At 63.8% G+C, this 26,278-nt stretch carries 24 protein-coding genes, 3 tRNA genes and 1 pseudogene; 18 read left to right on the top strand and 10 right to left on the bottom strand.

The features are described 5' to 3' along the window. Positions 1-6 precede the first annotated feature (6 nt). From ACNEOT_RS03590 to ACNEOT_RS03580, 3 genes are all read left to right on the top strand, one after another. A complete protein-coding gene (locus ACNEOT_RS03590; RefSeq protein WP_415972183.1) occupies positions 7-1,254 on the top strand; it encodes an acyl-CoA dehydrogenase family protein in 1,248 nt (415 codons plus the stop codon). 29 nt (positions 1,255-1,283) lie between these two features. After that, complete coding sequence (locus ACNEOT_RS03585) at positions 1,284-2,021, top strand: SDR family NAD(P)-dependent oxidoreductase (RefSeq protein WP_415972182.1); 738 nt, start codon at positions 1,284-1,286, stop codon at positions 2,019-2,021. A gap of 83 nt (positions 2,022-2,104) precedes the next feature. Then, positions 2,105-3,037: a ketoacyl-ACP synthase III family protein gene (locus ACNEOT_RS03580; protein WP_415972180.1), complete on the top strand. Its 933-nt coding sequence runs from the start codon at positions 2,105-2,107 to the stop codon at positions 3,035-3,037. 683 nt (positions 3,038-3,720) lie between these two features. Here ACNEOT_RS03580 and ACNEOT_RS03575 read toward each other — a convergent pair. The 3 genes from ACNEOT_RS03575 to ACNEOT_RS03565 all read right to left on the bottom strand — a co-directional run bounded on the left by ACNEOT_RS03575 (position 3,721) and on the right by ACNEOT_RS03565 (position 4,821). Then, positions 3,721-3,793, bottom strand: a tRNA-Arg gene (locus ACNEOT_RS03575). A 50-nt stretch (positions 3,794-3,843) separates the two neighbouring features. After that, positions 3,844-3,933, bottom strand: a tRNA-Ser gene (locus ACNEOT_RS03570). A 123-nt stretch (positions 3,934-4,056) separates the two neighbouring features. Beyond that, complete coding sequence (locus ACNEOT_RS03565; protein ID WP_415972178.1) at positions 4,057-4,821, bottom strand: dienelactone hydrolase family protein; 765 nt, start codon at positions 4,819-4,821, stop codon at positions 4,057-4,059. Between the two features lie 93 nt (positions 4,822-4,914). Here ACNEOT_RS03565 and hisC point away from each other — a divergent pair, with 93 nt between their 5' ends. Continuing rightward, a complete protein-coding gene (gene hisC, locus ACNEOT_RS03560) occupies positions 4,915-5,970 on the top strand; it encodes a histidinol-phosphate transaminase (protein ID WP_415972177.1) in 1,056 nt (351 codons plus the stop codon). Here hisC and ACNEOT_RS03555 read toward each other — a convergent pair. Together ACNEOT_RS03555 and ACNEOT_RS03550 are read right to left on the bottom strand one after the other, a co-directional pair. Beyond that, complete coding sequence (locus ACNEOT_RS03555; RefSeq protein WP_415972175.1) at positions 5,959-7,005, bottom strand: alpha/beta hydrolase; 1,047 nt, start codon at positions 7,003-7,005, stop codon at positions 5,959-5,961. The two genes, hisC and ACNEOT_RS03555, sit on opposite strands and share 12 nt — an antisense overlap. Before the next feature lie 288 nt (positions 7,006-7,293). Next, entirely contained in the window at positions 7,294-7,497 is a 204-nt protein-coding gene (locus tag ACNEOT_RS03550) for a DUF3072 domain-containing protein (RefSeq protein ID WP_032368910.1), read from the bottom strand. Between the two features lie 53 nt (positions 7,498-7,550). On the opposite strand from ACNEOT_RS03550, the pseudogene ACNEOT_RS03545 reads away from it, so the two are divergent. Beyond that, positions 7,551-7,601 (top strand): annotated as a pseudogene (locus tag ACNEOT_RS03545) (excalibur calcium-binding domain-containing protein); the annotation flags it as partial. 78 nt (positions 7,602-7,679) lie between these two features. Beyond that, positions 7,680-8,600, top strand: a complete 921-nt coding sequence (locus tag ACNEOT_RS03540; RefSeq protein ID WP_415972173.1) for a pseudouridine synthase — start codon at positions 7,680-7,682, stop codon at positions 8,598-8,600. 28 nt (positions 8,601-8,628) lie between these two features. Here the strand turns inward: ACNEOT_RS03540 and ACNEOT_RS03535 are convergent. Both ACNEOT_RS03535 and ACNEOT_RS03530 read right to left on the bottom strand, forming a co-directional pair. Further along, positions 8,629-8,718, bottom strand: a tRNA-Ser gene (locus tag ACNEOT_RS03535). A 45-nt stretch (positions 8,719-8,763) separates the two neighbouring features. Then, positions 8,764-9,276, bottom strand: coding sequence for a MarR family winged helix-turn-helix transcriptional regulator (locus ACNEOT_RS03530; protein WP_415972172.1), 513 nt, complete (start codon positions 9,274-9,276; stop codon positions 8,764-8,766). Positions 9,277-9,353: 77 nt separating this feature from the next. On the opposite strand from ACNEOT_RS03530, the gene mgrA reads away from it, so the two are divergent. Next, on the top strand, positions 9,354-10,388 hold the full coding sequence (gene mgrA / locus ACNEOT_RS03525; protein ID WP_415972170.1) for an L-glyceraldehyde 3-phosphate reductase: 1,035 nt from the start codon (positions 9,354-9,356) through the stop codon (positions 10,386-10,388). A gap of 112 nt (positions 10,389-10,500) precedes the next feature. Further along, complete coding sequence (locus tag ACNEOT_RS03520; protein ID WP_415972168.1) at positions 10,501-11,490, top strand: NAD(P)H-quinone oxidoreductase; 990 nt, start codon at positions 10,501-10,503, stop codon at positions 11,488-11,490. Between the two features lie 107 nt (positions 11,491-11,597). On the opposite strand, the gene ACNEOT_RS03515 is transcribed toward ACNEOT_RS03520, so the two are convergent. Continuing rightward, the gene (locus ACNEOT_RS03515) at positions 11,598-12,803 is read right to left on the bottom strand and encodes a cysteine desulfurase-like protein (protein ID WP_415972166.1); all 1,206 of its coding nucleotides are present in this window, start codon (positions 12,801-12,803) and stop codon (positions 11,598-11,600) included. A gap of 176 nt (positions 12,804-12,979) precedes the next feature. On the opposite strand from ACNEOT_RS03515, the gene ACNEOT_RS03510 reads away from it, so the two are divergent. The 5 genes from ACNEOT_RS03510 (at position 12,980) to ACNEOT_RS03490 (ending at position 17,129) form a co-directional block, all read left to right on the top strand. Continuing rightward, positions 12,980-13,564 (top strand): bacterial proteasome activator family protein, encoded by a 585-nt coding sequence (locus ACNEOT_RS03510; protein WP_415972165.1) that lies wholly within the window; start codon positions 12,980-12,982, stop codon positions 13,562-13,564. 36 nt (positions 13,565-13,600) lie between these two features. Continuing rightward, the gene (locus ACNEOT_RS03505; RefSeq protein WP_415972163.1) at positions 13,601-14,482 is read left to right on the top strand and encodes an ABC transporter permease; all 882 of its coding nucleotides are present in this window, start codon (positions 13,601-13,603) and stop codon (positions 14,480-14,482) included. A 10-nt stretch (positions 14,483-14,492) separates the two neighbouring features. Continuing rightward, positions 14,493-15,293, top strand: coding sequence for an ABC transporter ATP-binding protein (locus ACNEOT_RS03500; protein ID WP_415972161.1), 801 nt, complete (start codon positions 14,493-14,495; stop codon positions 15,291-15,293). Further along, positions 15,290-16,192 (top strand): glycosyltransferase, encoded by a 903-nt coding sequence (locus ACNEOT_RS03495; RefSeq protein WP_415972159.1) that lies wholly within the window; start codon positions 15,290-15,292, stop codon positions 16,190-16,192. The genes ACNEOT_RS03500 and ACNEOT_RS03495 overlap by 4 nt, the downstream gene beginning before the upstream one ends. A 73-nt stretch (positions 16,193-16,265) precedes the next feature. Further along, positions 16,266-17,129, top strand: coding sequence for a TylF/MycF/NovP-related O-methyltransferase (locus ACNEOT_RS03490; protein ID WP_415972157.1), 864 nt, complete (start codon positions 16,266-16,268; stop codon positions 17,127-17,129). Here the strand turns inward: ACNEOT_RS03490 and ACNEOT_RS03485 are convergent, their stop codons facing one another. After that, a complete protein-coding gene (locus ACNEOT_RS03485) occupies positions 17,130-18,620 on the bottom strand; it encodes a glycosyltransferase family 39 protein (RefSeq protein ID WP_415972156.1) in 1,491 nt (496 codons plus the stop codon). A 26-nt stretch (positions 18,621-18,646) separates the two neighbouring features. Further along, positions 18,647-20,545: a glycosyltransferase gene (locus ACNEOT_RS03480; RefSeq protein ID WP_415973636.1), complete on the bottom strand. Its 1,899-nt coding sequence runs from the start codon at positions 20,543-20,545 to the stop codon at positions 18,647-18,649. Between the two features lie 204 nt (positions 20,546-20,749). Here ACNEOT_RS03480 and ACNEOT_RS03475 point away from each other — a divergent pair, with 204 nt between their 5' ends. From ACNEOT_RS03475 to ACNEOT_RS03455, 5 genes are read left to right on the top strand one after another with little or no spacing between them, the layout of a single operon-like run. Next, the gene (locus ACNEOT_RS03475) at positions 20,750-23,002 is read left to right on the top strand and encodes a hypothetical protein (RefSeq protein ID WP_415972154.1); all 2,253 of its coding nucleotides are present in this window, start codon (positions 20,750-20,752) and stop codon (positions 23,000-23,002) included. A 14-nt stretch (positions 23,003-23,016) separates the two neighbouring features. Continuing rightward, complete coding sequence (locus ACNEOT_RS03470; RefSeq protein WP_415972152.1) at positions 23,017-24,042, top strand: glycosyltransferase; 1,026 nt, start codon at positions 23,017-23,019, stop codon at positions 24,040-24,042. Beyond that, positions 24,039-24,980 (top strand): NAD-dependent epimerase/dehydratase family protein, encoded by a 942-nt coding sequence (locus ACNEOT_RS03465; protein WP_415972150.1) that lies wholly within the window; start codon positions 24,039-24,041, stop codon positions 24,978-24,980. The genes ACNEOT_RS03470 and ACNEOT_RS03465 overlap by 4 nt, the downstream gene beginning before the upstream one ends. Further along, the gene (locus ACNEOT_RS03460) at positions 24,977-25,444 is read left to right on the top strand and encodes a GtrA family protein (protein ID WP_415972148.1); all 468 of its coding nucleotides are present in this window, start codon (positions 24,977-24,979) and stop codon (positions 25,442-25,444) included. The genes ACNEOT_RS03465 and ACNEOT_RS03460 overlap by 4 nt, the downstream gene beginning before the upstream one ends. Continuing rightward, on the top strand, positions 25,441-26,277 hold the full coding sequence (locus ACNEOT_RS03455) for a glycosyltransferase family 2 protein (protein WP_415972146.1): 837 nt from the start codon (positions 25,441-25,443) through the stop codon (positions 26,275-26,277). Before ACNEOT_RS03460 ends, ACNEOT_RS03455 begins: the two co-directional genes overlap by 4 nt. Position 26,278: the final 1 nt, after the last annotated feature.

Below are 26,278 nucleotides of genomic sequence, written 5' to 3'. Positions count from 1 at the left end.
TCGAAAATGATGGATTTCACACCCACCCCCGAGATGATTCATTGGCGTGACGTAGCAAGAGATTTCGCGACCGAGGTCATCAGACCCGTTGCGGCGGAACTCGATGCACAACCCGACCCGGAGGCCGCATGGTCGTGGGCCATCATCGAAGAAGCCGATGCCCGTGGCCTTCGACAGGCTCCCCTACCACCGGAGTTCGGCGGCTCGTCCACCGACTATGTCACCAACACGGTCATTCTCGAGGAGATTGCCGCGGCAGACTTGGGCAGCGCGGTCGTGCTGGCGCAACACTGGAAGTTCGGACAGATGTTGCACGAACTGGGCACAACGGACCAGCACGCGCGCTACCTGGCTCGTAACGCTGCCAACCCTAGAGGCCTGTTCGCGGCATCGTTCACCGAGCCCAACGCTGCATCGGACAATCTGCTGCCGTACCGAGCTCCGGGCGCGGGGATGCAGACCTTCGCGCAGAAGGTAGACGGCGGACACGTCATCAACGGGTTCAAGCACTACATCTCCAATGCGAACCGATCGGACACCATTCTGTGTTTCGCGCGAACCGATCGCGAAGGGCCCATCACGGAGTCGGTGACAGCATTCGTCGTCCCAACAGACTCACCGGGACTGCGGATCGGGAAAGTGCACGACAAGAGCGGGGAGAGAATCGCGAACAACTCCGAGATCTTCTACGAGGGTGTGTTCGTCCCCGACGGGGCAACGCTGGGCGAGCCAGGTCTTGCCCTGCAGAGCGTCGGACGGCTTCTGCGCGCCAGCAATTCGTACGCGGCCGCGTGTGCACTCGGCATTGCCCGTGAATGTTTCGACCGCACGCTCGATTGGTGTCGACACCGAGTACAGGGCGGCAAGCCAATTGTCGAACATCAAGCTGTCGGGTCATACCTCGCCGACATGTATGTCAACGTCGACCTCACCCGCAACTACATCTGGCGAGCGGCGTGGCAGGCACGATCTCCCGAGACATTCGACCCCATCCTCGCCATCACGCCCAAGCTCGTTGCATCCGAGCGAGTCTTCGAATCCGCACGCAAGGCGATGGAGTTGTGGGGCGGTGCGGGCGTGATGCGCGAGAACGGAATCGAGAAGCTTCTGCGCGACGCCTCCATCTGGCTGCACTCGGATGGGACCAACATCATCATGCGTGAACGCCTGGCCAACGTGCTCCGGGCCGGAGACCGGGATTCCGCAGCCTGGGATCGGGTGCAGGAGAACGCGCCGATGGTCGGCATCATCTGATCTCCGAGACCGAGCAGACAGGAATAGACATGGACCTGCGCGACAAGGTGGCAGTGGTCACCGGGGGAACCAGCGGTTTGGGAGCAAGCATCGCCGAGTCGTTACTGATCGCCGGAGCACATGTCACGTGCGCCGCACGCCGCGAGCACAACTTCACGTCTATCGCACAACTGAGCCCGGCTCGGGCTCGCTACGCGCCGGTCGACATCCTCGACCGGCACTCGATCGACGATCTATTCGCTGGAGTCGTCGCCGAGTTCGACCGGGTGGACATCGTGGTAGCCAATGCCGGCATCACCAATGACGGACTCATCGAGACAATAGATCCGGACGATTGGCGAGCTGTAATCGACACCAATGTGACCGGAACATTCAACTGCATTCAATCGGCCCTACCGCATCTGCCGAACGGCACCGGACGCATCATTATCGTCTCCTCTGCTCTGTCCACCCGGCCCTCGGTGGGCGCAAGTGCGTACTGCGTCTCCAAGGCTGCGCTCGACATGATGACGAAAGTATGCGCAGAAGAGACCGCGGAGCGCGGGATCACCGTCAATGCGGTGGCACCGGGATTCATCGATACCGGGATGGGACAGCGCTTGACTTCGAACGACATCGCCTGGGACGAGGTCGGCCCACGCTTGCTTTCGAACAGAAAGGGAGCAGGACACGAAATCGGTGACAGCGTCAGATTCCTCGCCTCACATCGAGGCAACTACATCAACGGTCACGTACTCGAGGTAAACGGGGGTTTGCGATGGTCGTGACCAATGAGTCGACGAAAACTGTTTCTTCGCAGCACTATCCGACAATTCTGGGGGCATCCAGCTCGATACCGGAAGGACGAGTCGTGACCGAGCCAGGCCGGACAGCCTCTGTCACAACGGCATCCGGACCAGAACTGGCCGTCGACGCCGCAATCGCCGTCATCGAATCAGCAGGGGTCGACCCCGACGACATCTCACTGGTGCTGCACGCCTGGAGTCACTATCAAGGTCATGACTTCTGGTCACCGGCGCACTACGTCGCTCATCGCGTCGGGGCGCTGGCGGCGACACCGATCGGCATCAATCAGATGTGTAACGGCGCGGCTGCCGCAATCGAAATTGCGCAGGATCGGCTGGCGGGACCTCGCAGGGGCAGTAGAGATGGGCTCTGCCTCATCACCACCGGAGACTCGTTCAAGTCACCCGGTTTCGATCGGCAGTCCAGCGATTACGGGTGCGTCTACGGAGATGGAGGCACCGCAGTACTACTCGGCCGCGGTAGCCCTGAAATGATTGGTGGACTGCGTATTCGGGCAACGGCAACCGATGCCGCACCGGAGCTGGAGGTGATGAACCGCGGTGTGGACCCCTTCGCGCCGGCTTCTCGGTGGTACCGCAGCACAGTCGATGTGCGCGATGCGAAGAAGCGCCATCTGCGTACAGCCGAGCCTGGCGTGTACGCAGACCGAGAACGTCGCGCCATCGACACTGTGGTGCGGAGCGTGCTCGACGAGGTCGGAATCGACGGTGTCGATTCGCGAATTCGTGCAGTGTTCACGCCTCGACTGAACGCCGACATTCTCGAATCGACGTACCGCCCGCTACTTCAGCACTGGTTCCGCGCGCCGGTAGTCGAATACGGTGCGGTCACCGGACACCTCGGGGCCGGGGACGTCATCGGCAACCTCGCCGACGCGATCGCCGACCGGACCATCGACGATTCCAGCGGACTGTACGTTCTGCTGAGTGCAGGGGCCGGGTTCACCTGGAGCGCGATTGTTATAGAGAGATGCTGACACGCGCGCACCTACAATCGAACCATCGGCATACACAGCTTGCGACGACGGCGGACGCAACTCAGGCTGCCCCGAACGGCTCTCACCAACAGCCCGTTTTTCTGCAACCCGACAACCGCGACGGGGCCCGTTCCGATCTCGGCAATAGGTCATCGCCTCCTCCTCAGCTGGTGCGGCGCAACGGGTTGGTCTGGGGCCCGCCGCGTCGTGTCGCCTGTCTGATCCCGGACCAGGTTGCGGTGACCAGTCCGTGTGCGAATGGGGACAACTGGCCGGTAGTGCGGTGCTGGTGGATGATTGCGGCGATCCGAGTTGAGAGAGTGGCGACGGCGTAGGCCCGCTCCCCTGTTTCGGTGCGGGTTGTCGACGGCGTCGATGAGGTACGCGGCCATGGCGATCGGACGCGACTGAGGCGTCACGGGACCGTTCGTCTCGCACCAGTTGGTGAAGCGCCTCCATGCGGCGGCGTAGGTCGTGCGAGCGCCTTCGGACATTCAGCTCCGATATTGCGAACAAGTGCAATCCCGTGAGGAAGGTACCCACGATCGGTCACCAACACCCGCACGCGTCCGAATCGCTCAACAGTGTCGATGCGGAACAGATCGTACGTGTTGAGTTGGAGGCAGATCCGACAAAGGAGATTGCCCCGAACCGCATCGCTGCGGTTCGGGGCAATTCTTCTGTGCGCCCGAAGGGATTCGAACCCCTAACCTCTTGATCCGTAGTCAAGTGCTCTATCCGTTGAGCTACGGGCGCATGTTCAGTTATCCAACTGGTCTAGCAGAACGGTAAAACTCTACCGTTCGTGGCGGAGGCGAGAGGATTTGAACCTCCGGTCCCGGTGAAAGGACAAGTCATTAGCAGTGACTCCCATTCGGCCGCTCTGGCACGCCTCCTAGGCTGCCGGCCCTCTCGGACCGCCGAGGAAAGAGATTACACACGGCAAAGGCCAGAAGGCAAAACGGCTGGTCGACGCCTCTGGTTCGCGCGGCGTTCGCGTAAAAGATGCTTGTTGCTCTTCAGCGCATGAAGCTGTCGAACCAATCGAAGATTCGGGTCTGTGCGTCGACGAGCGCGGCCGCTGCGGGCTCGCTGTGATCGGAACTGCCGGGTTGTTCGCGAGGATGGTCGGCTCGGTGCTTCAGCCCCGAATAGCTGACGACGTTCGTGGCCACTGAGGCACGCGTGGCGGCGTCGCGAAGGGCTTCGATGTGATCGGGTGGGGTGTGAGGGTCGTCCTCGCCGTAGAGACCGAGCCAGGGGGCCTGCAGCTTGGGTGCGGCCTCGACCAACGCCACCGCGTCGGAGTTGAGCGGTTCGACGATGCCCGCTGCAGCAACACTGACCGCCGCCCCGACCGGACGACTGGTGGCCACGATGAACGCTGCGGTACCTGCGTCGTCGAATCCGATGACCCCGACACAATCGGGGTAGACACCGCGCCCCACGAGCCAGTCGGAGGTGGCGTCGAAGTCCGCGAAGAGGTCGTCTCCGAACACCTCCTTGTCGTCGCCGTGCCCTCGGTGGAACAAGTTCGGAGCGACGGCGAGCCACCCTTCCAGCGCGAGTGCGCGCAGCAGGTCGAGCAGAGACTCGGGAACCTCTCGCGCCTCGTGCAGAACGACGATTCCGCCGCGAGGTGGACCATCGGGTTCGACGGCCGTCAACGGCACCTTCTCCTGCGGTGGAGACTCGTGGGCGGACGTATCCACCTCGTCGTCCGCGCCGACTGTGGGCGCTGAGGCGGAACGAAGGACTGCGGCGTCGCTGAAGATTCCCGACATACTTACCGAAGATAGGACGATCGGTCCGGTCGTGCACAGCAATATCACGGACGCGTAGAAGTCAACCCCGAACTCGAGCGCATAATGGCAGCCGTGACCGCGCACATCCGTCCCGACCTCGACGCCATCCCCGCCTACGTTCCCGGCCGCACCTTCCCGGGCGCGATCAAGCTGGCGAGCAACGAAACGACGCAGGGGCCGCTACCCAGCGTTCGCGAGGCGATTGCCCAGGCCGCTGCCGGTGTCAACCGCTACCCCGATATTCGGGCGACCGCGCTCGTGGAGTCACTCGCGAAGAAGCTCGGGGTGGCCACGGAGAACGTAGCGGCAGGCAACGGTTCGGTGGCTCTGTGCCAGGAGGTGGTGCAGATCGCGTGCGGTCCCGGCGACGAAGTGCTGTTCGCCTGGCGCTCCTTCGAGGCGTACCCCATCATCACTCGCGTAGCAGGCGCGACACCGATACAGGTTCCTCTGACGGCCGAGCACGTGCACGATCTCGACGCGATGCTCGCCGCGATCACCGACCGCACCCGCCTGATCTTCGTCTGCAATCCGAACAACCCCAGCGGAACCGTCGTCCAGCGTGACAAGCTCGAGGCCTTCCTCGACGCGGTGCCGTCGAACATTCTCGTTGTCCTCGACGAGGCGTACTTCGAGTACACCCGCCCCGACGCCGCAGGCAACCACACCGACGGAGTGGAGCTCGCACGCGGACGACGCAATGTGATCGTGCTGCGGACGTTCTCGAAGGCGTACGGTCTCGCAGGCTTGCGAGTGGGCTACGCGGTGGCCGATCCCGAAGTGATCACGGCATTGTCGAAGGTGCGAATTGCATTTGCCGTCAGCACGATTGCGCAACAGGCCGCGGTGTCGTCACTGGAGGCATCGATCGAACTGCTGGCCCGCACCGAAGCTCTGATCGCAGAACGCGAGCGGGTACGCGACGCTCTCGTCGCGGGCGGCTACGACGTCGGCACGTCGCAGTCCAATTTCGTGTGGCTGCCGCTGGCCGAACGTTCGGGTGAATTCGCTGCAGCCGCAGCCGAAGAGGGCGTGCTGCTGCGTGCCTACGGAAACGACGGCGTGCGGGTCACCATCGGTGACCCGCACGAGAACGACGCGTTTCTGAAGTTCGCTCTACAGACCTAGCGCGCGCTCGAGCGTCGGCCAGGATTCGCGCAGATCGTCCTGCCAGTACGGCCACTGATGGATTCCGTACGGGCGGTAGACGACTGTCGCGGGGATGTCGAGCGAACGCAGTCGAGTATCGAACACGGTGGTGCAGTACAGCGCAGCGGCCTCGAGCGGGCCACCCATCGCGGCTTCCTGAATTCCGCCGCCGCCAGGACCGAGTTCGTGCGGACCGGGCAGGCCGGTGCCGACGGAGAGGTAGACATCCTTCCCGCGCAGGGCCTCTGCGTTACGTGACGGGTCGTGCTCGACCCACTTGGGGTCGGAGTTCTCGCCCCACATGTTCGTGGCGTTGCCGCCGTTGGTCGCGACGGTCGCGCGCACCGCATCCTTGAAGTTGGTCTGCGAGTTGTCATAGCAACCACTCAGACCGGCAACACCGGTGTAGAGATCGGGGTGACGCGTGATCAGATCCATCGCCGCCTGGGCACCCATCGACACACCCGAGATCGCATTGGTGCCGTTGCCGGAGAAGCGCGCATCGATCAGCGGCGGCAACTCGGACGTCAGGAACGTCTCCCACTTGTTGACGCCGAGCACCGGGTCCGGCACGTTCCAGTCCGTGTAGTAACTGCTCGATCCGCCCACCGGGAGTACGAGGTTGACCTGCTTGTTCGCAAAGAAATCGACGATGTCGGTCTTCTGAGTCCAGGTACTTTCCTTGTACTCGGACTCCTTGCCCGCACTCACACCGTCGAGCATGTAGAGCGTCGGACGCGACACGGCCTGCGCGGCCGGAAGCAGAACCTGAACCTGAATGGTGCGACCCATCGCCGGCGACTCCACCCACACCGCAGCGCGGCGGTCGGTGAGCATGTCGACTCGATCGATGCGCGCAGACGACAGAGGCAAGGCCTGCGCTGTGATACCAGGTGCCACACCGCCACCATCGGCGCTGCCGGTACCGGGAAGCGGCTGCGCCCCGGCGATACCCGACCCCAGCAGCGAAACTGCCAAAGCAGTTCCCGCTACTGCCAACACACGACGGTGCATCTGATTGCCCATCCTCCCCCGGCGCTCCCTTGCGGGGCGCATCACCAACAACATCCGTTACTCAACGTACCCACCGACACACGCGCACGCCGAAGCTGTGGGTCCGCTCACAATAGCCGCGAGAGAGCCGGTACAAAAGTCTGCGTGATCCTTTGTTACATGTACTGAAATAACGGTCTACCTGGTCGGATGCAGTCGCTGACACAATCACCCAAGGGCACTCGATGTGACATTCGGTGGACTTTCCGGGGGTCAATGGCACATCGAGTGGACCTTGTGCGGGCAGTATCAGCCGCGGCCGGTTTCGCCCTGCAGCTTGTCGATCATTTCCGACGCCTGTGCCTTGTTGAGACCGTCGGGAACCTCTTCGCCCGCTTCCTGCGCGAGTGTGCTCAGGTAGCTCTTCTGCGGTCCGGTCATCGGCTCGTCGCCGGTGACCCAATCGTCGGGATCCTTCTCGGGGTTCTGGTTGACCTGCTCGTTTTCGCTCATACGTTCGTAAATACGCCGAATCATCGAGTTCCAAACACGTTTCGCTACGGAGATTTCCGCGGCCTCACCTCGACCGCGACAACGACGGCGTCGGCTGCGAGTAACGAATTCGCACTTGTGCAGACGGATGACCGTAAAATGTCCGCACAAGTGCGATCTCGGCGGGCGGATACGCTCGTTCGGTGAGACGACGCCAGCAACCGCCCCTGGCGAAGCGGCACGGCCTCGATCCCGCTCGAATCCGGATGCCCGAGGACGGAACGTGGCGCACCGTCCGTGAATTTCTCGTCGCGACCGAACAACGGATTGCGCCCGAGCGGCTCGACGCCATGCTCGTTGCCGGTGACATCGTCGACATGGACGGACCCATTGCCCCGGACGCCCCGTTCGTTCCCGGTGAGGCAGTCTGGTTCCACCGCGACCTGCCGTCGGAAACCGTTGTGCCATTCAATATCTCGATCGTGTACCGAGACGACGCACTACTGGTGATCGACAAGCCACACTTCTTGCCGACCATCCCCCGCGGCGGACACATTCTGCAGACCGCGCTCGTACGATTGCGTCGCGAACTCGACCTGCCGCAACTGGTGCCCGCGCACCGACTCGATCGCGTCACCGCAGGCCTGGTCCTGTTCGTCATCGAACCGACCCTGCGCGGCGCGTATCAAACACTGTTCCAGGATCGGAAGGTGCGCAAGGAGTACGAGGCCATCGCTTCGTACGACCCCACGCTGACCCTGCCCACCGTCGTCCGCAGTCGAATCGTCACGCAGAAGGGTGACTTCACTGCCCGTGAGGTGGCCGGAGAACCCAACGCGCACACCACCGTCGAACTCGTTGAGCATCGAAACGGGCTCGGTCGGTATCGACTGACACCGTCGACCGGCCGAACCCATCAACTGCGACTGCACATGAATTCGCTCGGAGTGCCGATTCTCGGCGACGACCTCTACCCGACAGCAACCGACCGAGCCGTCGACGATTTCACAGCGCCACTCCAACTACTCGCCAGTGCAATCGAATTCACGGACCCCGTCTCGAAAACGACACGACGCTTCGAGACGGAGTTGAGCTTGGAGCGCTGGGCGTCGAGCACCCACTGAAAAGGCCCCCGATCTCTCGGGGGCCTCGTGGCGGAAGCGGAGGGATTTGAACCCCCGGACGCTTTTACACGTCTCTCGCTTTCAAGGCGAGTGCATTGGGCCGCTCTGCCACGCTTCCGTGTGCGATCTTAAACGGCCGAGCGGGCCGGAGCCCAATCGGCCCTCATCGTCGCGGCGTGGAGCCGGATGCGTCCATCGCGGCGTCGACCTTCTCGAAGATGTCGCCCAACACGTCGAGTTCCTGCGGGGAGAGGATGTCGACAAGGTGCTGTCGAACGCTGCGGACGTGGGTGGGTGCCGCTTCCGCCAATCGGCGACGGCCTTCCTCGGTGATCACCGCGAGCACGCCCCTACCGTCCTTGACGCAGGTGCTGCGGGTGACCATGTCCTGGACTTCCATTCGCCTGATCTGATGCGTCAGGCGACTTCTCGAGGACAGGACACCGTCGGCCAGCTCGCTCATTCTGATGGAGCCGTCGATCGACTCCGACAACATCACCAGAATGCGATATTCCGCCATCGACAGATTGTGACCGTCCTGCAAATCCTTGTTCAGTACCCCCATCAATCGTTGCCCGCCGTCGACATAGGCGCGCCATGCTCTCATTTCCGCAGTGTCGAGCCACTGCGGGTCCCCCCCGGGACCAATTGCTAATTCGGCCGTCACCCGTGCCATCTTAGGCAGTAGATCTACCCACGAGTAGCTTGGCTCGGTTCCAGGCCCGAATCGGCGCAGCGCCCTATGGTCGAGGTATGACAGATCCCAACATCGACCCACCGTACGTTGCCGCAGCCGATCGCTACGAGTCCATGTCGTTCCGACGGGTGGGCTCACGTGGCCCAGTGCTGCCGGCAATTTCCTTGGGGCTGTGGCACAACTTCGGCGACGACGTACCGCTGATGAACCAGCGCGCGATCCTGCGTCGGGCATTCGATCTGGGCATCACGCATTTCGACCTGGCCAACAATTACGGTCCGCCCTACGGCAGTGCGGAAAAGAATTTCGGCCGGATCTTCTCGGAGGATTTCGCCGGATACCGTGACGAGCTGATCATTTCGAGCAAGGCAGGTTGGGACATGTGGCCCGGCCCTTACGGCTTCGGCGGCTCGCGCAAGTATCTGCTGTCCTCGTTGGATCAATCGTTGACGCGCATGCGCCTCGACCACGTCGACATCTTCTACAGCCACCGCCCCGATCACGACACCCCCATCGAAGAAACCGCGGGCGCTTTGATCAGCGCTGTGCAGCAGGGCAAAGCTCTGTACGCGGGCATCAGTTCTTACAAGCCGGAGGGGACGCAGAAAATGGCGGACCTTCTCGCCGACGCCGGCGTTCCCCTGTTGATCCACCAGCCGAGCTACTCGATGGTCAATCGCTGGATCGAACCCGAACTGCTCGGTACCCTCGATGCGATCGGCGCAGGTGTCATCGCGTTCTCTCCCCTGGCGCAGGGCATGCTCACCGACAAGTACCTCGACGGCGTCCCGGCGAATTCGCGCGCAGCGCAGGGCAAGTCGTTGAACCCGGACTGGCTCACCGAGGACCACATCGGGCACCTTCGGGCACTGAACGACATCGCCTCGACTCGCGGCCAATCCCTCGCGCAACTTGCCCTGAGCTGGGCCCTGCGAGATTCGCGAGTGACCTCGGTACTGATCGGCGCATCGAGCGTCGAGCAGCTCGAGAACAACGTGGCGGCGCTGAACAACCTCGACTTCTCCGACGCCGAACTCGAGCAGATCGACAGTCACGCGGGCGATTTCGGGATCAATCTCTGGGACTTGTGAGTGCCTACGGCAGTGGTGCGACGGGGCCCACGGGTCGTTCCGCAGGCTCCACTCCTACGTGCCGCCTGGGGCACTTATTCGCACCACTGCGCCGGAGGCGCACTATGGAGACATGCGTGCCATCACACTGAAAGAGTTCGGCGATCCCGACGTCATGGAATGGACCGAGGTTCCCGACCCCCGTCCCGGTCGCGGCCAGGTCATCGTCGACGTCTCGGCCACCGCCGTCAATCGGGCCGACCTGATGCAGCGACAGGGCTTCTACCCGCCGCCGCCCGGTGCCAGCGACATTCTCGGACTCGAATGCTCGGGCATCATCTCCGAACTCGGTGAAGGTGTCAGCGGTTGGAACGTCGGCGACAAGGTGTGCGCGCTGTTGGCCGGCGGCGGCTATGCCGAGCAGGTCGCCGTGCCCGCGACTCAACTGTTCCCCATCCCGCAGGGCCTCGATCTGCATGTGGCAGCGGCACTTCCGGAGGTTGCCTCCACCGTGTGGTCCAACCTGGTGATGGACGCGCACATGCGTTCGGGTCAGGTGCTGCTCATCCACGGCGGAGGTAGTGGAATCGGCACGCACGCAATCCAATTGGCCAAGCAGATGGGCGTCACCGTCGCCGTCACCGCCGGATCGAAGTACAAGCTGGATATGTGCGCAGACCTGGGAGCTGACATCCTGATCGACTACAAGAAGCAGGACTTCGTCGCCGAGATTCGTTCACAGACAAAGGATCACGGAGCTGACCTGATCCTGGACAACATGGGTGCGAAGTACCTCGACCGCAACATCGACGCCTTGGCGATGGACGGCACCGTCGTCACCATCGGCATGCAGGGCGGAGTGAAGGGCGAGCTGAACTTCGGCAAACTCCTCGCCAAGCGCGGCTCGGTACACGCAGCCGGGTTGCGCGGCCGTCCCGAAACCGGACCGTCGAGCAAAGCGAACATCGTCGCCGACATGACCGCACACCTGTGGCCGATGATCTCCGAGGGCCGCGTCACCGCCGTCGTGCACGCCGAAATTCCGATAACCGAAGCAGCACAAGGACATCGAATGCTCGACGAGGCCGAGACCATCGGGAAAGTCATCCTGCGGGTCCAGTAGCGCCGGTCATCGGTCGTGCCCGGAAATTCGTAGTGGGCTACGAGGCCGGAGTGGAGCCTGCGGAACGACCCGGAGGCACCTCGTGCACGTGCGGCGAAGCCGCTCCGCTAGAGCGCGAGCGCGGCGAGCGCGGTGATCAGCTGATCGATCTCGTAGCGGGTGGTGTACGGAGCCAGACCGATGGTGACGGCACCACCCTCGTCGTTGACGCCCAATGCGTCGAGCAATCGACTGCCCCCGTGGACTCCGCTGACGCTGCCGATTCTGGCCTGCGCGAGCTGCTCGGAGACCTTCACCGCAGGCATGCCCTCGACCGTGAAGCTCAGGGTGGGAATGCGCGTCGGCGCGTTCCCGAGCACCATGACGTGGTTCAGCGAGTTCAGGGCTTTCATCAGGTAGTCGAAGAGACCGTCGTGGTAGTGCTGCAACGATCCGATCGACAGCTCGAGGCGCTCGCGACGCGTCCCCGTTGCCGCGTCGTCGAGATTGGCCAGGTAATCGATGGACGCCACCACACCGGCCAACAACGCGTACTGGTGCGCACTGACCTCGAGCCGCTCGGGTCCCTTGGCCGACGGGTTCAGCGACATCGACGGCAACTGTTCCAACAGCGTCGGATCCCGGAAGATCAGCGCACCGACCGACGGCCCACCCCACGCGGCCGCGTCGATCGCGACGACATCGGCCCCGAGCTCCTTGATGTCGACGTGGGCGTACGGGGCAGCTCCGGCCGCGTCGACGACGATGAGTCCACCGACCCCGTGAACCAGATCCGCCGCTACCCGAACGTCGGGAGCACTGCCGACGATCGGCGACGCCGCGGTGACCGCGACGAGCCGCGTGGTGGAGGTGATGAGTTCGTCGAACTGCCACGTGGGCAACTCACACGTATCGATTTCGACCTCGGCCCATCGCACGTGAGCACCGGACCGGCTGGCGACCCGCAGCCACGGCGCGACGTTCGCTTCCTCGTCCAGACGCGAGAGAACGAGACCGGTACCCAACCCGAGCCGCGAGCTCATCGAATCCGCGAGCCAGGACAGCAGCGTCGCACGGTCCGGTCCGATCACGACCCCGGACGGGTACCCACCGACCAGATCGGCGATGGCGACGCGGGCAGATTCGAGTAGAGCTGCGCTTCGTTTGGCCGAGGTGTTGCCGGCCGAATGGTTGGAGGCACTGCCGCGGAATGCGGTGGACACGGCGGTCGACACGCGATCCGGAATCAACATCCCCTGCTGAGGGTCGAGATGAATCCACCCGTCACCGAGCGAGGGGATGGAACCTCTCACTCGTGCGACGTCGTAACCCATGCCGGACACTCTAAGCGCCGACCGGTCGAGCATGTGTTCCACGTCCTGTTTCCCCAGGGAACCGTTGCCCAACTCGCACGCTCGATTCCTCCCTGTCTCCACAGTTCCCGACGACCGAACCAGGATAATCGCCCCGGACGATCGCGCAATGTCGGCCGACGGGTAAAGATGGATGTATGACTCAATCCGAGCCGAACAGTGCACCCGGGGATCACGTCGTCGTGATCGGCCCCAACGGAGAACCACTCGCCCTCAGCCGCGAGGAGGCCACCGCCGCTGCGGCCCGCGCCGCGGGATCCTCCGCGAACGACGAATCGGGCGACGGATCAGGTCTGTCGGAGATGGTCGAACAGCCCGCGAAGGTGATGCGCATCGGCACGATGATCAAGCAGCTCCTCGAAGAAGTTCGCGCCGCACCGCTCGACGACGCCAGCCGGACGCGTCTGAAAGAAATTCACAAGTCGTCCATCCACGAACTCGAGCAGGGCCTCGCGCCGGAACTGCGCGACGAGCTCGAGCGTCTGGTGCTGCCCTTCGGCGACGATGTCGTCCCCACCGACGCGGAACTGCGCATCGCGCAAGCTCAGCTCGTCGGCTGGCTCGAAGGTCTGTTCCACGGCATTCAGACGGCTCTGTTCGCGCAGCAGATGGCCGCCCGGGCGCAACTCGAACAGATGCGTCAGGGCGCGTTGCCTCCCGGCGTGATGGACGCACCGGGTGGCGGCGGCCAGGGTGGCAGCGGTACCGGCCAGTACTTGTAAGGAGTCGGCACCGGTGAAGAGGTAGTGTCGACCGTCGTGTCGGCACCAGCGAAGGATCCCGAGAGCGAGGCAGGAGAGCAGATGCCTGCTCCGGTTTCGGACTCACAGACTTATCGGCGCGCGTTCGGCGATCTGCGGACCGGTTTCGAGCAGCGCGAGCTCTGGCTGCATCTGGGCTGGCAGGACATCAAGCAGCGGTACCGCCGGTCGGTGATCGGTCCGTTCTGGATCACCATCGCCACCGGCGTCCAGGCCATCGCCATGGGTCTGCTGTATTCGGTGCTGCTCAACATCGACCTGCGCACCTTCCTGCCGCACGTGACGGTCGGTCTGATCGTCTGGGGACTGATCAGTGCGGCGATCCTCGAAGGCGGCGACGTCTTCGTCGCCAACGAAGGCCTGATCAAGCAGCTACCGAGTGCGCTGAGCGTGCACGTCTATCGCCTGGTGTGGCGTCAACTGCTGCTGCTCGGCCACAACATGCTGATCTACGTGATCATCATCGCGATCTTCTGGCCTCCCGGCGGCCTGCACTGGACGGCGATCTTCGCGATTCCGGCTCTGGTGTTGATTCTGCTGAACGCGGTGTGGGTGTCGATCCTCTTCGGGATCATCGCTACTCGCTACCGCGATATCGCGCCGATCCTCGGCAGCTTCGTTACGCTGATGTTCTTCATGACGCCGATCGTGTGGACCACCTCGGGCCTGCAGTCGATGGGCGGTGAGGCCGCGAACCGCGCCAAGCTCGTCGAGATCAACCCGCTGTTCCACTACCTCGACATCATTCGCGCTCCTCTGATCGGCGAGAACCAGCAGGCGTACCACTGGTACATCGTGCTCGGATTCACCGTTGTCGGATGGGCGCTGGCCATCTTCGCTCTCAAGAAATACCGGGCCCGCGTGCCCTACTGGGTTTAGGGGTCAGCAGTTGTCCATCAGCATCAGCACCCATGACGCGTGCGTCGACTTCCCGATCTTCGACGCCAAGACGCGGTCACTGAAGAAGGCATTCCTCGGTAAGGCCGGCGGCGCCATCGACCGCAACTCCTCCGACGTCGTCGTCGTCGAAGCTCTCAAGAACATCACGATGAACCTGAAGGACGGCGATCGCGTCGGACTGGTGGGGCACAACGGTGCAGGCAAGTCGACGCTGCTGCGCCTGCTCTCGGGCATCTACGAGCCGACGCGAGGCAGCGCGATCATCCGCGGCCGCGTCGCGCCGGTGTTCGATCTGGGCGTCGGTATGGACCCCGAGATCTCCGGCTACGAGAACATCATCATTCGCGGGCTGTTCCTCGGCCAGACCCGCAAGCAGATGCTCGAGAAGATGGACGAGATCGCCGACTTCACCGAACTCGGCGACTACCTGGACATGCCACTGCGTACCTACTCCACGGGCATGCGCGTGCGCGTCGCGATGGGCGTGGTCACCAGCATCGACCCCGAGATCCTGCTGCTCGACGAGGGCATCGGGGCCGTCGACGCGGAGTTCATGAAGAAGGCCCGTCATCGACTGCAGGAATTGGTGAAACGTTCGGGCATCCTGGTGTTCGCCAGTCACTCCAACGAATTCCTGGCTCAGCTGTGTGACACCGCGATGTGGATCGATCACGGCCAGATTCGGCAGCAGGGCGGCATCGAGGACGTGGTGCGGGCGTACGACGGCGACGACGCGGGCGATCACGTCGCGCAGATCTTGAAGGAAATCGAGCGGGAAGACCAGCAGTGACCGACAAGATCGTCGGGGTCATCGTCACGCACAAGCGTCGTGAGTTGTTGGCTCTGTCGCTGGAGGTGATCGGTGCGCAGACACGTCCACTCGATCATCTGGTCGTCGTCGACAATGCCGACGAGCCCGCCGTCCGCGAACTGGTCGAGTCCAATGCACTGCCGACGACGTATCTCGGTTCGCAGCACAATCTGGGCGGTGCGGGCGGTTTCGCGCTCGGAATTCTGTACGCGCTCTCGCTCGGTGCGGATTGGGTGTTTCTCGCCGACGACGACGGCCGCCCCGAGGGCCCGAAGGTGCTCGAGACCCTGTACGACTGCGCCCTCACCCATGGACTCGACGAGGTCTCCCCCGTCGTCTGCGACATCGACGATCCGGACCGGTTGGCGTTTCCGCTGCGCCGCGGCGTCGAGTGGCGTCGACTGCGGTCGGAGTTGATCGACCCGGAGAACCCGGACGACGATCTCCTCGAAGGCATCGCGTCACTGTTCAACGGAGCATTGTTCAAGGCGTCGACCATCGACGCGGTGGGCGTGCCGGATCTGCGCCTGTTCGTCCGCGGCGACGAGGTGGAAGTGCACCGTCGACTGCAGCGCTCGGGACTGAAGTTCGGTACCTGCCTCACCACCGCCTACGTTCACCCCAACGGGGCCGAGGAGTTCAAGCCGATCCTCGGTGGCCGGATGCACACGCAGTACCCGGAGGACGCGACCAAGCGCTACTTCACGTATCGCAATCGGGGCTACCTGATGTCGCAGCCCGGAATGCGAAAGCTGTTGCCGCAGGAGTGGATTCGGTTCACCTGGTTCTTCCTGATCACCACCCGCAACCCGAAGGGACTGGCCGAGTGGTTCCGGCTGCGCGGGCTGGGGCGTCGGGAACACTTTCGCAGGCCCTAGCCCCAGCAAACAACTACACAGCGCCGTCCGCCATGGGGTGCGCCGACCCGCGTGAAACCGCTACCGTGTGCGCATGACGGAACCTCGGAAGCTCACCGATCGCATCAAGATCTCGGCACGGGAGAAGCTTCAACGAGCGATCGGCGAGGTTCTGGCTCAGCAGACCGCCCAGCTCGCCGAGCAGACCAACGACCAACAGGCGAAGTTGCTCGACGTCCTCGAGCGCCAACGGCGGGAAATCGACGACCTACACGCGTTCATCCGCGGCCTGGAGATGCGGATGCGTCGCGACATTCCGTACGCCTCCGACGTCGAAGCAGCCGCGCAGAGCGCCGAATTCGCCGAGGAGATGATGCCGCTGGCTCCGACGTTCCTGCGTCCGCACGCGACACTGCGATTCGCGCTCGGCGAGGTCTCCATCCGCGGCATGGCACTGGAATTCGGCGTCGCCAGCGGCACGACGCTCGAGATCATCGCCGAGGAATTGGCATCGCGCAAGGACATCACCGTCGTCGCCGGATTCGACGTCTTCTCGGGCCTGCCCGAAACCTGGCGCACCGGATTTCCGAAGGGACTCTTCGAGCAGGACACCATCCCCGAGGTGCCCGGTGCGCAGATCGTCCCCGGACTGTTCGAGGACTCCCTTCCGGGATTCTTGAAGGGGCACCACGAGAAACTGGCGTTCCTGCACCTGGACGCAGACCTGTACTCGTCGACGGTCACCGTGCTGGATCTGGTGGCCGAGCGACTCGCGGTGGGCACCGTTATCGTGTTCGACGAATACTTCAACTTCCCCGGCTGGCGTAACCACGAGTACCGGGCGTGGACGGAATTCGTCGCACGCACCGGTACCGAGTTCGACTACCTCGGCTACACCGCCGACAACGAACAGGTCGTCGTACGAATTCGCACGGCACCCATGACTCGCTCGAACTAGCTACTGCACCAATCGCACGACCTGGGTGACGTGCACCGTGTGCCGTTCGTCGATATGGAACCCCACCTTTCGGAGCTCCGAATAGTCGGAAGAAGTCTCGAAGTCCGAGGGCGGCAACACCCAGATGTCGTTCGAGGTCAATCGCACAGTCTCGGCCTCGCTACGGTCTCGATCGGTGAAATACCAGATCACCTGGCACTCAGCGAGTTCGGACGTCAGCTCTGCCAGCGGGCGCTCCTCGTCCCATAGCTGGCCCGAACTTGCTGCGTCCTTTGCGAGACCGATGCTGCGCGTTTGGGCGAACGAGGACGGATCGACGTCCTCGATCAGTCGTTGCGAGGACGGGTTCCAGGCTGCACGCCCGAAAAGAACGCAGTCTCCCGGAGCGACATTCTCCGAAGCGAAATCGTTGGCAGCACTGAAATCCATCTGCAAGGGCTTCGCCCACGCCGACCTCTGCTGTAGATACGCCGGCAGCGCGGCCGAGGCCAAGGCTCCGATGAGCAGCACCGAAAGCCATCGCGGCCGACTCACGCGATCGAGGGCGACTCCGAGCAACAGGGCTACGGCGGGCGTAGTGAAGGTGAAGTACCGGTCCAGGTAGATCGGTGATCGAACGATCGAGTAGATCACCATCACGGCCATCGGTACGACGATCCACGGGAGCGCGACCGGCAAGAGCCCATTGCGCCAGTCCGCTTCACCTGTTCGGTCCTTACTCGAAACGACCAGTGCAGCAACGAGAACAACTGCGACGAGGATCCCGAAAACAGGCGCACCGAGGAACCACTGGTACTCCAGCACAACTCGGGGAAAGTTGCCGTCGATGGGCGGTATCCATCCGACCTGGGCCGCCTGTCTCAGCACGACTCTCAGGAACATGGCTGTGACGACCAGCGCCGTGACCACGGCCGCCGCCCACGGCAGAAATGACGCGCGAAACCGACGGCGCGCCACCATGATCAGGAGATGCGCGGCGACGACCGTCGCCAGGTACACGAACAGCACGATCGATACCGCGAGCATCGCGGCGTAGAGCGCCCACCACCAACGCGAACGGGAGTGCAGCGCAACGAGAAACACGATTGTCAACCACACTGCGGCGGCGGCCGTCGAAGCGTAGCTGCGCGCCTCGACCGCAGCCCACAACACTCTCGGCAGCAGCGCGAACGCAACACCGGAGAGCAGTGCGACTCGCGGGGTGGACAGCCGCGAGGCCAGCACCACCACTCCCGCTGCAGCTACTCCCACCGCCAACGCACTCGGAAGACGCATCGAGAACTCGGAGAAGCCGAATACTCGTCCCCACAAGTGCATTCCGACGTAATAGGCACCGTGAACGATATCGGTGCTCCGCAAGAGATCGAGCAACTCCGCGAACGAGCGACGGCTCGAGTAGACCGTAGCGGCCTCGTCGTACCAGAACGACGGAACCCACGCAGCGGTGACGCCGATTGCGAAGGCAAAGACCGCTACGACGGGCGCAAGCACTGTGGGAGTGTGCTCGCCCCGCGCCGTCATGCGTCGGTCGAGTACAAGCGCGCCCAATTCTCTCTGCTGGTCAGCTGCGGCACCGCAGCGCGGTACGACGCGGCGACGGTCGGCGTTTCTGTGCGCAGACGCTTGAGTGCGGTCACTCCACGCTTGAGCAGTTCGACCGCATGCGCCTTGTTGCGCTTGCGAACTCGCACGCCTTCCTGGGACCGATCGGTGACGATTGCATGGGAGAAGAGCGAGACGTGCCACCAGTGCGCGTCGTCCGCCGAGATTGCGACCGGGCCTGGGTTCACGGTGCCGCGCCACTGGTTGAGCACACGCTTGGCCAGTACTGCGAACTCCATGCTCTTCTTGGGAGTAGGGCCTGCCGGGGTGATGAACATGTCGGCCGGACGCACACCGGGAACATCGTTCGCGTTGTGGCGCTTGGTTTCTCCGTAGGCGGCACGTTCACGCCGAATGGAGCCGGCGGCGTCCATTCCGCCGTCGAGCAGATGTTCGGGGCCTGCCAGGAAGTCCTCGACGGCTTTGATCAACGTGTACGCCATGCCGTATTGCATCGACACCAGGTATCGCAGCAGATCGGTGAACAACTGCTTGGCGAGCGTGCGCCCGTCGAGTTCGATGTGCAGCGCCGCGGTGATCATGCCGTTGCGCAGGTTGAAGTAGCGGTGCCACTCGTCCCAGTCCTTCCACGCGAAGTCGGCATGCCACACAGCTGCCCCCGGAAGCGTGACGGTGGCGAATCCGTTTGCGCGCGAACGGTATCCGTACTCGATGTCGTCCCATTGGAAGAACAGCGGTAGCGGGTAACCGACCTGCCCGACGATCTCGGACGGGATGAGGCACGACCACCAACCGTTGTAGCCGGCGTCCACGCGGACGTCCTGCTGCCGCTTGCGCTTGAACGCACTCTTGTCGGAGATCGCGTTCTTGACGTGTACGCCGGCTTCGAGCTTCTGCAGGTTCGCCACCTCGGCACCGACGTGCACGCGGTCGGGGTGCAGTAGGTACAGCATCTGCGCGCCGATGATCGCCGGCTCGACGGTCATGTTGGCGAACGAGTTCATCCGCACGATCGCCTCGGGCTCGCACAGCACGTCGTCGTCCATGAAGATCACGTTGGCCGGATCGCCGCCCTTGCCCTGCACCTCGTAGAGCCCGCGTGTGAATCCGCCTGCGCCGCCGAGGTTGGGCTGGGTGATGTAGACGAGCTTGCTGCCGAGCTCGGCCGCGACGCGCTGGAACTTCTCGCGCGTCTGCACCTGATCGGTGCCCTGATCGACGACGTAGACGTTGTCGACACCGAGCAGCGCGATGGGATCGTCGGCCATGGCGGCGACGGTGTTGGCGCAATCGTCGGCGCGGTTGAACGTGCAGATCACCACCGATGTAGGACGCAGCTTGTCGGGCGCGGCGACGGTCCATTCCGCGTCCTGCACCGACAACTCGCTCGACGTGGTGGTGAAGCGGACGTACAGCGCGCCGCCGTCGAGGAACTGCGTCGTGGCGACGGGAACGGCCAACTGAGTCGACGCGTTCGCGGAATCGACAGTTGTACTGGCCATCGTGCGCTCGTGGCCCTTGTAATCCGTGGCCACCAGATCGACCCGGCCGGCACCGGCGACCGTTGCCCGGAACACCACCTCGGTGACGGTGGTCCACCGCTGCCAGTAGCTGGCCGGGAACCGTCCGAAGTAACTGTTGGTGTGCAGCACGCTGCGCTTGGCGATGCGAGCGCCCGTCCGAGTGCGCTCGACATTGCCCTTGCCGACAGAGCTGTACATATCGGCACTGACCAGGGGCGACGGTCCGTCGAACAGCAATCTCTGCACTGTCAGTTCGGGCTCACCGTCGCCGCCGGCAGCAGCCGACACATCCGACGCGGAACCGAGACGATCGAGCGCAGTGCCGTCCATACCGAGAAGTACCCCATCCAGTTCGAGTAATGACAGTTCCAGTGGTGACTGTGCGGCCGTAACGAGAAGAAGACCACTGACCATGGTTGCACAGCCCCCGACCGATCGGTCCGACGCACGCGCCCCGAACCGATCGGCGTTTCGGCTCCGAGGCACCTCGGGAGCTACAGTCGGGTGTCTTTGCCCGCACTCACGGAGTTGACAGTGACCCCCACGGATACACAGATCGCGCGCGTCGCCCTGCCCGAGAGCAGGAGAGAGCGCCTCGCGTGGGGAGCAGCGATCGCCGCAGTCGTCGTCCTCGGCTATCTCCTGGTGCTCAGCGTCGATCCCCGCTTCTTCTACATCGACGACACCGAATCCGGAGCCATCCCCAACTGGCTCCAGCTCGGGCGCATCATGCGCGACGGCCACTTTCCGTCCCTGGTGCTCGATCAGTGGATGGCGGGCAACTATCCCGTCGAAGGCCAGGGCGGCCTGTGGAACCCGGTGCAGATGGCGATCAACTACATCTCGCCGTCCGTCGACAACCTGGTACTGCTCGCAACGGTGGTCAAACTCGGCTTCTCGATCCTGCTGGCCTGGGGCGTCTATCGGGTCGCTCTCGTCTACGGAGCACGCGCCAACTGGGCTGCGGTGGCGGGCGCGAGCGCGCCGTTCGTAGGTTTCACGCTGTTCTTCGAGAACACCTCGTGGGTGACCGCACTGATGGGCACCGCCTGGATCATGAATGCGTGGGCGAGCTCGGTGTCCTACGCCCGCGGCCGCAGTGGCCCGATCGTGCCGTTCGCCTTCCTCTACCTCGCCATCAGCGTGGGATACGTCCATGCAGCTGTGATGGCCGGCGTCATGATCGGATCCGTCGCGATCGGTGAACGACTGTTCCAGCGCCTGTGGCGTCCCGCGCTGAAGGTGTGCGCAGTAGGCATCGCCGCAGCAGCCTGCGGAGCCGTCACGTTCCTGCCCGGAGTGCTCACATCAGCGGTGACCTGGCGCAGCGGCGACGAGGGCACGTTCAACGACAACTTCCTGACGGCACCATGGTCGGAATCGCTGACCGCGAGCATCCCGACCGCGGTGACGAGTATCGAATCCTGGGCGGGTGAGACCACCGAATCCCCGGTCACCTACATCGCCTGGTTCGTGGTGCCTGCGCTGGCGTTCATCGCATGGCGTCGTGTGCCCGCAGCTCTGCGCGAGCTGGCAGCACCGCTGATCATGTTGGCGTTCGCCTTGATCTTCACCGCAGGTCCAAGCGATATCGGGCCGATCCGTTGGCCTGCCCGCATTCTGCCGTTCGTCGCGATCGTCGCGCTGATCCTCGTTCTCACCCTGATCAGCCGGTACGGAACTCTCGACAAACTGCGACCACGGCTGCTCGCGGCCGGCCTGCTGACACTGGTGCTACTGCTGCGCGCAGGTTCATCGGGCCCGGAGTTGTTCGGCCGCCACGCCCTGGCTGCACTGGTGATCCTGCTCGTCGGCGCGCTCGCCCTGCTGCTGGCCCACCGATTCTCCACTCGCGCCACCGCGGCACTGCTACTGGTGACCATCGCGCCGGTCGCGATGTACCAGGTAGCCAGCTACGATCCGCCGTTCGCCAAGTGGTGGCTGCCCACATCCCAATCCGAGGCCAAGGCCGAATTCCCGCAGTGGCAGGGCGCGACTCTGCAACTCGGCAGCCGCGCGCTGACCGAGACCGCAGCCGACGGTCCCGACGACCCCCAGCTGCCCTGGCACTCCCAGGTGTACGGCAACTCCGCCAAGGTCATGGGCCTGGACTACGTCAATGCCTACACCCCTGTCGGCTATCTCGATTTCGCGAACCTACTGTGCTTCCAGCACGAAGGATCGACCTGCAAGGACGCCTACGCGCGAGTCTTCGAGATCGAGCCGTACACCGGGAAGACGTACGCCGACCTGATGCAACTCGACCGCATCGTGCTGCAGAAGTTGCAATATCCGTTCGCAGACTCGAAACCCGCTCCCGCCGGCTGGACCTGGGTGAAGGCACCCACCCCCGAATCGGCTCGCCAGATCTTCGTTCTCGAGCGCGCCGACGGGTTGATTCCTGCATCGTCGGGACGCGTCGTCGCGACCGTGAACGCCACGGCCGAACCCCGATCTTTCGACGCCGACTCCGAGCACGTCGACGTCAGCGCTCCGAACGGCGGAAGCGTCGTTTTTTCGCGGCTGGCCTGGCCCGGATACACCGCGACGCTCAACGGTGAAGAGCTGCAGACCAAGGGCCTGGCAGACATCTTCCTCTACGTCGACCTGCCGCCCGGCACCGAGAACGCAGACCTGCACATCACGTTCCGGCCGCCCGGCGAACGTCTCGGCCTGGCAGCGATGGCGGGCGGGTCGATGCTGCTGGTTGGTCTGGTGGTGCTCGATGTGCGACGCCGCCGAACGTCGAGTTCTCCGGAGTTCGGCCTCACGACGTCGAGCAGATAAGGTCAGACCTCGTGATGTCCGACGCCGCTGCTGATCCGCACCGCATCTCGATCGTGGTACCGGTCTATCAAGGTGAGCGGACCCTCAGCGCGCTGATCGACGAGATCATTCCGTTGACGCAGGTGACACACACTCCGCTCGGGCGTCCGATGATCGTCGAGGAAGTTCTTCTCGTCTTCGATCACGGACCCGACAACTCCGCTGCAGTGATTCGCCGGTTGACCTCCGCGCATACGTTCGTTCGTGGTGTGTGGCTCAGCCGCAACTTCGGTCAGCATCCCGCCACTCTCGCCGGCATGGCGTCGAGCGGCGGCGAATGGATCGTCACGATGGACGAGGACGGGCAGCACGACCCGGCGGCCATCGGCGGCATGCTCGACACAGCCCTCGACCAGCAGTCCACCGTCGTCTACGCCAAACCGACCAACGTCGCACCGCACGGACTGTGGCGCAATGCCGCCTCCCGAGGAGCGAAGTGGCTGATCGCCAAGGCCCTGGCCGGAGACAACACCGTCGACTATCAGAGCTACCGACTGGTGCTCGGCGAGGTCGGCCGCTCCGTCGCCGCGTACGCAGGCTCCGAGGCGTACCTCGACATCGCACTCGGCTGGATCGCCGGGGACGTCACGACGAGTCCGGTGGCCTTGCGCGAGGAGGTGGACCGTCGATCGGGCTACCGACTGCGGACACTGCTCTCGCACTTCTGGCGGATGGTGCTCTCGAGCGGCACCAAGGGATTGAGGCTCGTCAGCTTCATCGGAATCGCATTCGCGTTGCTGGGCCTGATACTGGTCGCATACGTGCTCGTGTCGTACTTCGTCTTCGATTCCGGCGCCGAGGTCCGTGGCTGGGCGTCGACGATGGTCATTCTGTTGTTCGGCTTCGGAGCAACACTGTTCTCCCTCGGTGTGGTGGCCGAGTACGTGGGCGTCAACGTCAAGACCGCGATGGGCAAACCGCCGTACCTGATCGTCACCGACCCAGGAAACGGGCCACTCGGCCGTACCGCGACATCGACCGAACCTGCACCGCCGGCGTGACCCAGACGCACACCTGGATCGTCGGCAGCGGCGGACTCCTCGGCGCGGCAGTGACCCGGGAGGCCGGTCGGCGCGGGCATCACGTGCACACCAGCACCATCCCGTGGGCCGACAGGGCCTCGGCCGAAAAAGCTCTGCTGCAACGCTGTTCAGCATTCTTCGATTCGTTCGCCGACGGTGCCTGGAACGTGGTCTGGGCCGCAGGCGCAGGGGTGAACGGAACCAGCGCAGCGCAATTCGCCGAGGAGAACGCCCTGATCAGTACCGTCCTGGCGCGCGTGGAGGCTGTCGCCGGAAGCCGCGCAGGCACCGGCACCGTTTTCCTCGCCTCGTCCGCCGGCGGCGTCTACGCCGGGGCAACCGGTGCCCCGCATCACGAAGGAACGACGCCTGTTCCGTTGGGCGACTACGGCTTTGCGAAGCTGCAGTCCGAGGCCATCGCGACCGAGTTCGGCGAGCGCACCGGGATCAATGTGGCCATCGGCCGGTTCGCGAACCTCTACGGGCCGGGGCAGAATCTCGCGAAACCGCAGGGCCTCATCTCGCACCTGTGCCGCGGCTACCTCATGGCCTCGCCCGTGTCCATCTACGTACCGATGGACACCTTGCGTGATTATCTCTACGTGTCCGACGCGGCCGAGATGGTCGCCGATACCCTCGCGATGTCGGCCACACAACGACTTTCGCCCACGATCAAGATCTTCGCCTCCGGGGAGGCCGTCACCATCGGATCGATCCTCGGAGCGTGTCGGACGGTCTTCCGCCGTCGTCCGAACGTCGTTCTCGCGGCGTCCCCTCTCGCGGTGTTCCAAGGCCGCGATCTACGGCTGCGGTCGACGGTGTGGCCGCAGATCGATCGCCGAACGCACCGAACGTTGCCCGCAGGCATCGCCTCCACCCTGTTCGCGACGCGTCAGGCATTGGGTGTGGGTCGATGACCGAACCGCACACTCCCGCTCCACCGGCAGGCATGGACGGCGCGCCAGGACCGCTGATGCGCGTAGTCAAGAATCAGAAGATCGCATTCCTGCTCGTCGGCGGCGTCAACACTGCGTTGGGTACTGCGTGGTTCATTCTGTGGCAGTTGCTGATCGGTGAGCGGTACGGCTATCACGCCGCCATCGTCCTCGGCTATCTCTGCAACGTGCTGTGCGCCTTCGCGATGTACCGCTACCTGGTGTTCCGGGTACGTGGACACTTCCTCCGCGATCTGCTGCGGTTCTTCGTCGTCAACTTCGGCGCCTTCGTCGCCAACATCTCACTGATGACGATCGCCGTATCCGTCTTTCACTTCCCGCCCATCCCTTCACAATTGGTCGTCACAGCGGTGATGGCGGTCGTCAGCTTCTTCGGCTACCGCGACTTCTCGTTCCGCAGAAAGAACCAGGACCCCACATCATGACGCCCCGTGTTTCCGTAGTCGTCCCGGCATACAACAACGCCGAATACCTGGCCGAGACCATCGATTCGATTCTCGCCCAGACGTTCACGGACTTCGAACTGGTGATCGCCGACCACTCGTCGACCGACGCCACCCTCGCCGTCGCGCAGAAGTACGACGACCCGCGCATTCGCGTGCTGACCACTCCGACCGGTGGCGGCGCTCAGGCCAACTGGAACCGCGTGACGGCGGAGGCCACGGGTGAGTTGATCAAACTCGTCTGCGGGGACGACACCATCGCGCCCACCGCGTTGGCCACCCAGGTGCAGGCATTCGACGACAACCCGTCCGCAGTACTCGTCGCCTCGCAGCGCTCGTTGATCGACGCCTACGGCAAGACCGTGATCGCAGCCCGCGGACTGGGCGGACTACGGGGCAAGGTCTCGGGTCGCGTCGCCGCCCGAACTGCAGTTCGCGCCGGTGCCAACATCTTCGGCGAGCCCGGCGGCGTCATGATGAAACTGTCGGAGCTTCGCGACATCGGGCTGTGGGACAACAGCCATCCCTACCTGATCGACCAGGCCACCTTCATCGCAGTCGCCCTACGCGGCGACATCGTGGCGATCCCGCAGCCACTGGCGTCGTTCCGCATCAACTCGGGGCAGTGGAGCGTGGAGCTGGCGACGCAGCAGGCACGTCAGGCCGCTGACTTCCACCGCTCACTGCAAGCCGGCGACCCGACCCTGTTGTCCGACAACGACGTACGCATCGGCAACGCCAAGGCGCTGATGACGTCGTTCATGCGTCGCGCAGTGTATCTGCTGCTGCGCCATCGGATGTCACGCAGCAGCTAGG

Source organism: Rhodococcus sp. 077-4 (assembly GCF_047782425.1).
Lineage (GTDB): Bacteria > Actinomycetota > Actinomycetes > Mycobacteriales > Mycobacteriaceae > Rhodococcoides.
Note: the sequence above shows the minus strand (reverse complement) of the source record. Positions and strands in the feature narration are given on the sequence as shown.

What these genes read in the sequence shown, in the direction of transcription:
- ACNEOT_RS03590 (WP_415972183.1), top strand. Translation starts at nt 7, where the DNA reads ATGATGGATTTCACACCCACCCCCGAGATGATTCATTGGCGTGACGTA.
- ACNEOT_RS03585 (WP_415972182.1), top strand. Translation starts at nt 1,284, where the DNA reads ATGGACCTGCGCGACAAGGTGGCAGTGGTCACCGGGGGAACCAGCGGT.
- ACNEOT_RS03565 (WP_415972178.1), bottom strand. Translation starts at nt 4,821, where the DNA reads ATGTCGGGAATCTTCAGCGACGCCGCAGTCCTTCGTTCCGCCTCAGCG.
- ACNEOT_RS03555 (WP_415972175.1), bottom strand. Translation starts at nt 7,005, where the DNA reads ATGCACCGTCGTGTGTTGGCAGTAGCGGGAACTGCTTTGGCAGTTTCG.
- ACNEOT_RS03550 (WP_032368910.1), bottom strand. Translation starts at nt 7,497, where the DNA reads ATGAGCGAAAACGAGCAGGTCAACCAGAACCCCGAGAAGGATCCCGAC.
- ACNEOT_RS03530 (WP_415972172.1), bottom strand. Translation starts at nt 9,276, where the DNA reads ATGGCACGGGTGACGGCCGAATTAGCAATTGGTCCCGGGGGGGACCCG.
- mgrA (WP_415972170.1), top strand. Translation starts at nt 9,354, where the DNA reads ATGACAGATCCCAACATCGACCCACCGTACGTTGCCGCAGCCGATCGC.
- ACNEOT_RS03520 (WP_415972168.1), top strand. Translation starts at nt 10,501, where the DNA reads ATGCGTGCCATCACACTGAAAGAGTTCGGCGATCCCGACGTCATGGAA.
- ACNEOT_RS03515 (WP_415972166.1), bottom strand. Translation starts at nt 12,803, where the DNA reads ATGGGTTACGACGTCGCACGAGTGAGAGGTTCCATCCCCTCGCTCGGT.
- ACNEOT_RS03510 (WP_415972165.1), top strand. Translation starts at nt 12,980, where the DNA reads ATGACTCAATCCGAGCCGAACAGTGCACCCGGGGATCACGTCGTCGTG.
- ACNEOT_RS03490 (WP_415972157.1), top strand. Translation starts at nt 16,266, where the DNA reads ATGACGGAACCTCGGAAGCTCACCGATCGCATCAAGATCTCGGCACGG.
- ACNEOT_RS03480 (WP_415973636.1), bottom strand. Translation starts at nt 20,545, where the DNA reads ATGGACGGCACTGCGCTCGATCGTCTCGGTTCCGCGTCGGATGTGTCG.
- ACNEOT_RS03470 (WP_415972152.1), top strand. Translation starts at nt 23,017, where the DNA reads ATGTCCGACGCCGCTGCTGATCCGCACCGCATCTCGATCGTGGTACCG.
- ACNEOT_RS03460 (WP_415972148.1), top strand. Translation starts at nt 24,977, where the DNA reads ATGACCGAACCGCACACTCCCGCTCCACCGGCAGGCATGGACGGCGCG.
- ACNEOT_RS03455 (WP_415972146.1), top strand. Translation starts at nt 25,441, where the DNA reads ATGACGCCCCGTGTTTCCGTAGTCGTCCCGGCATACAACAACGCCGAA.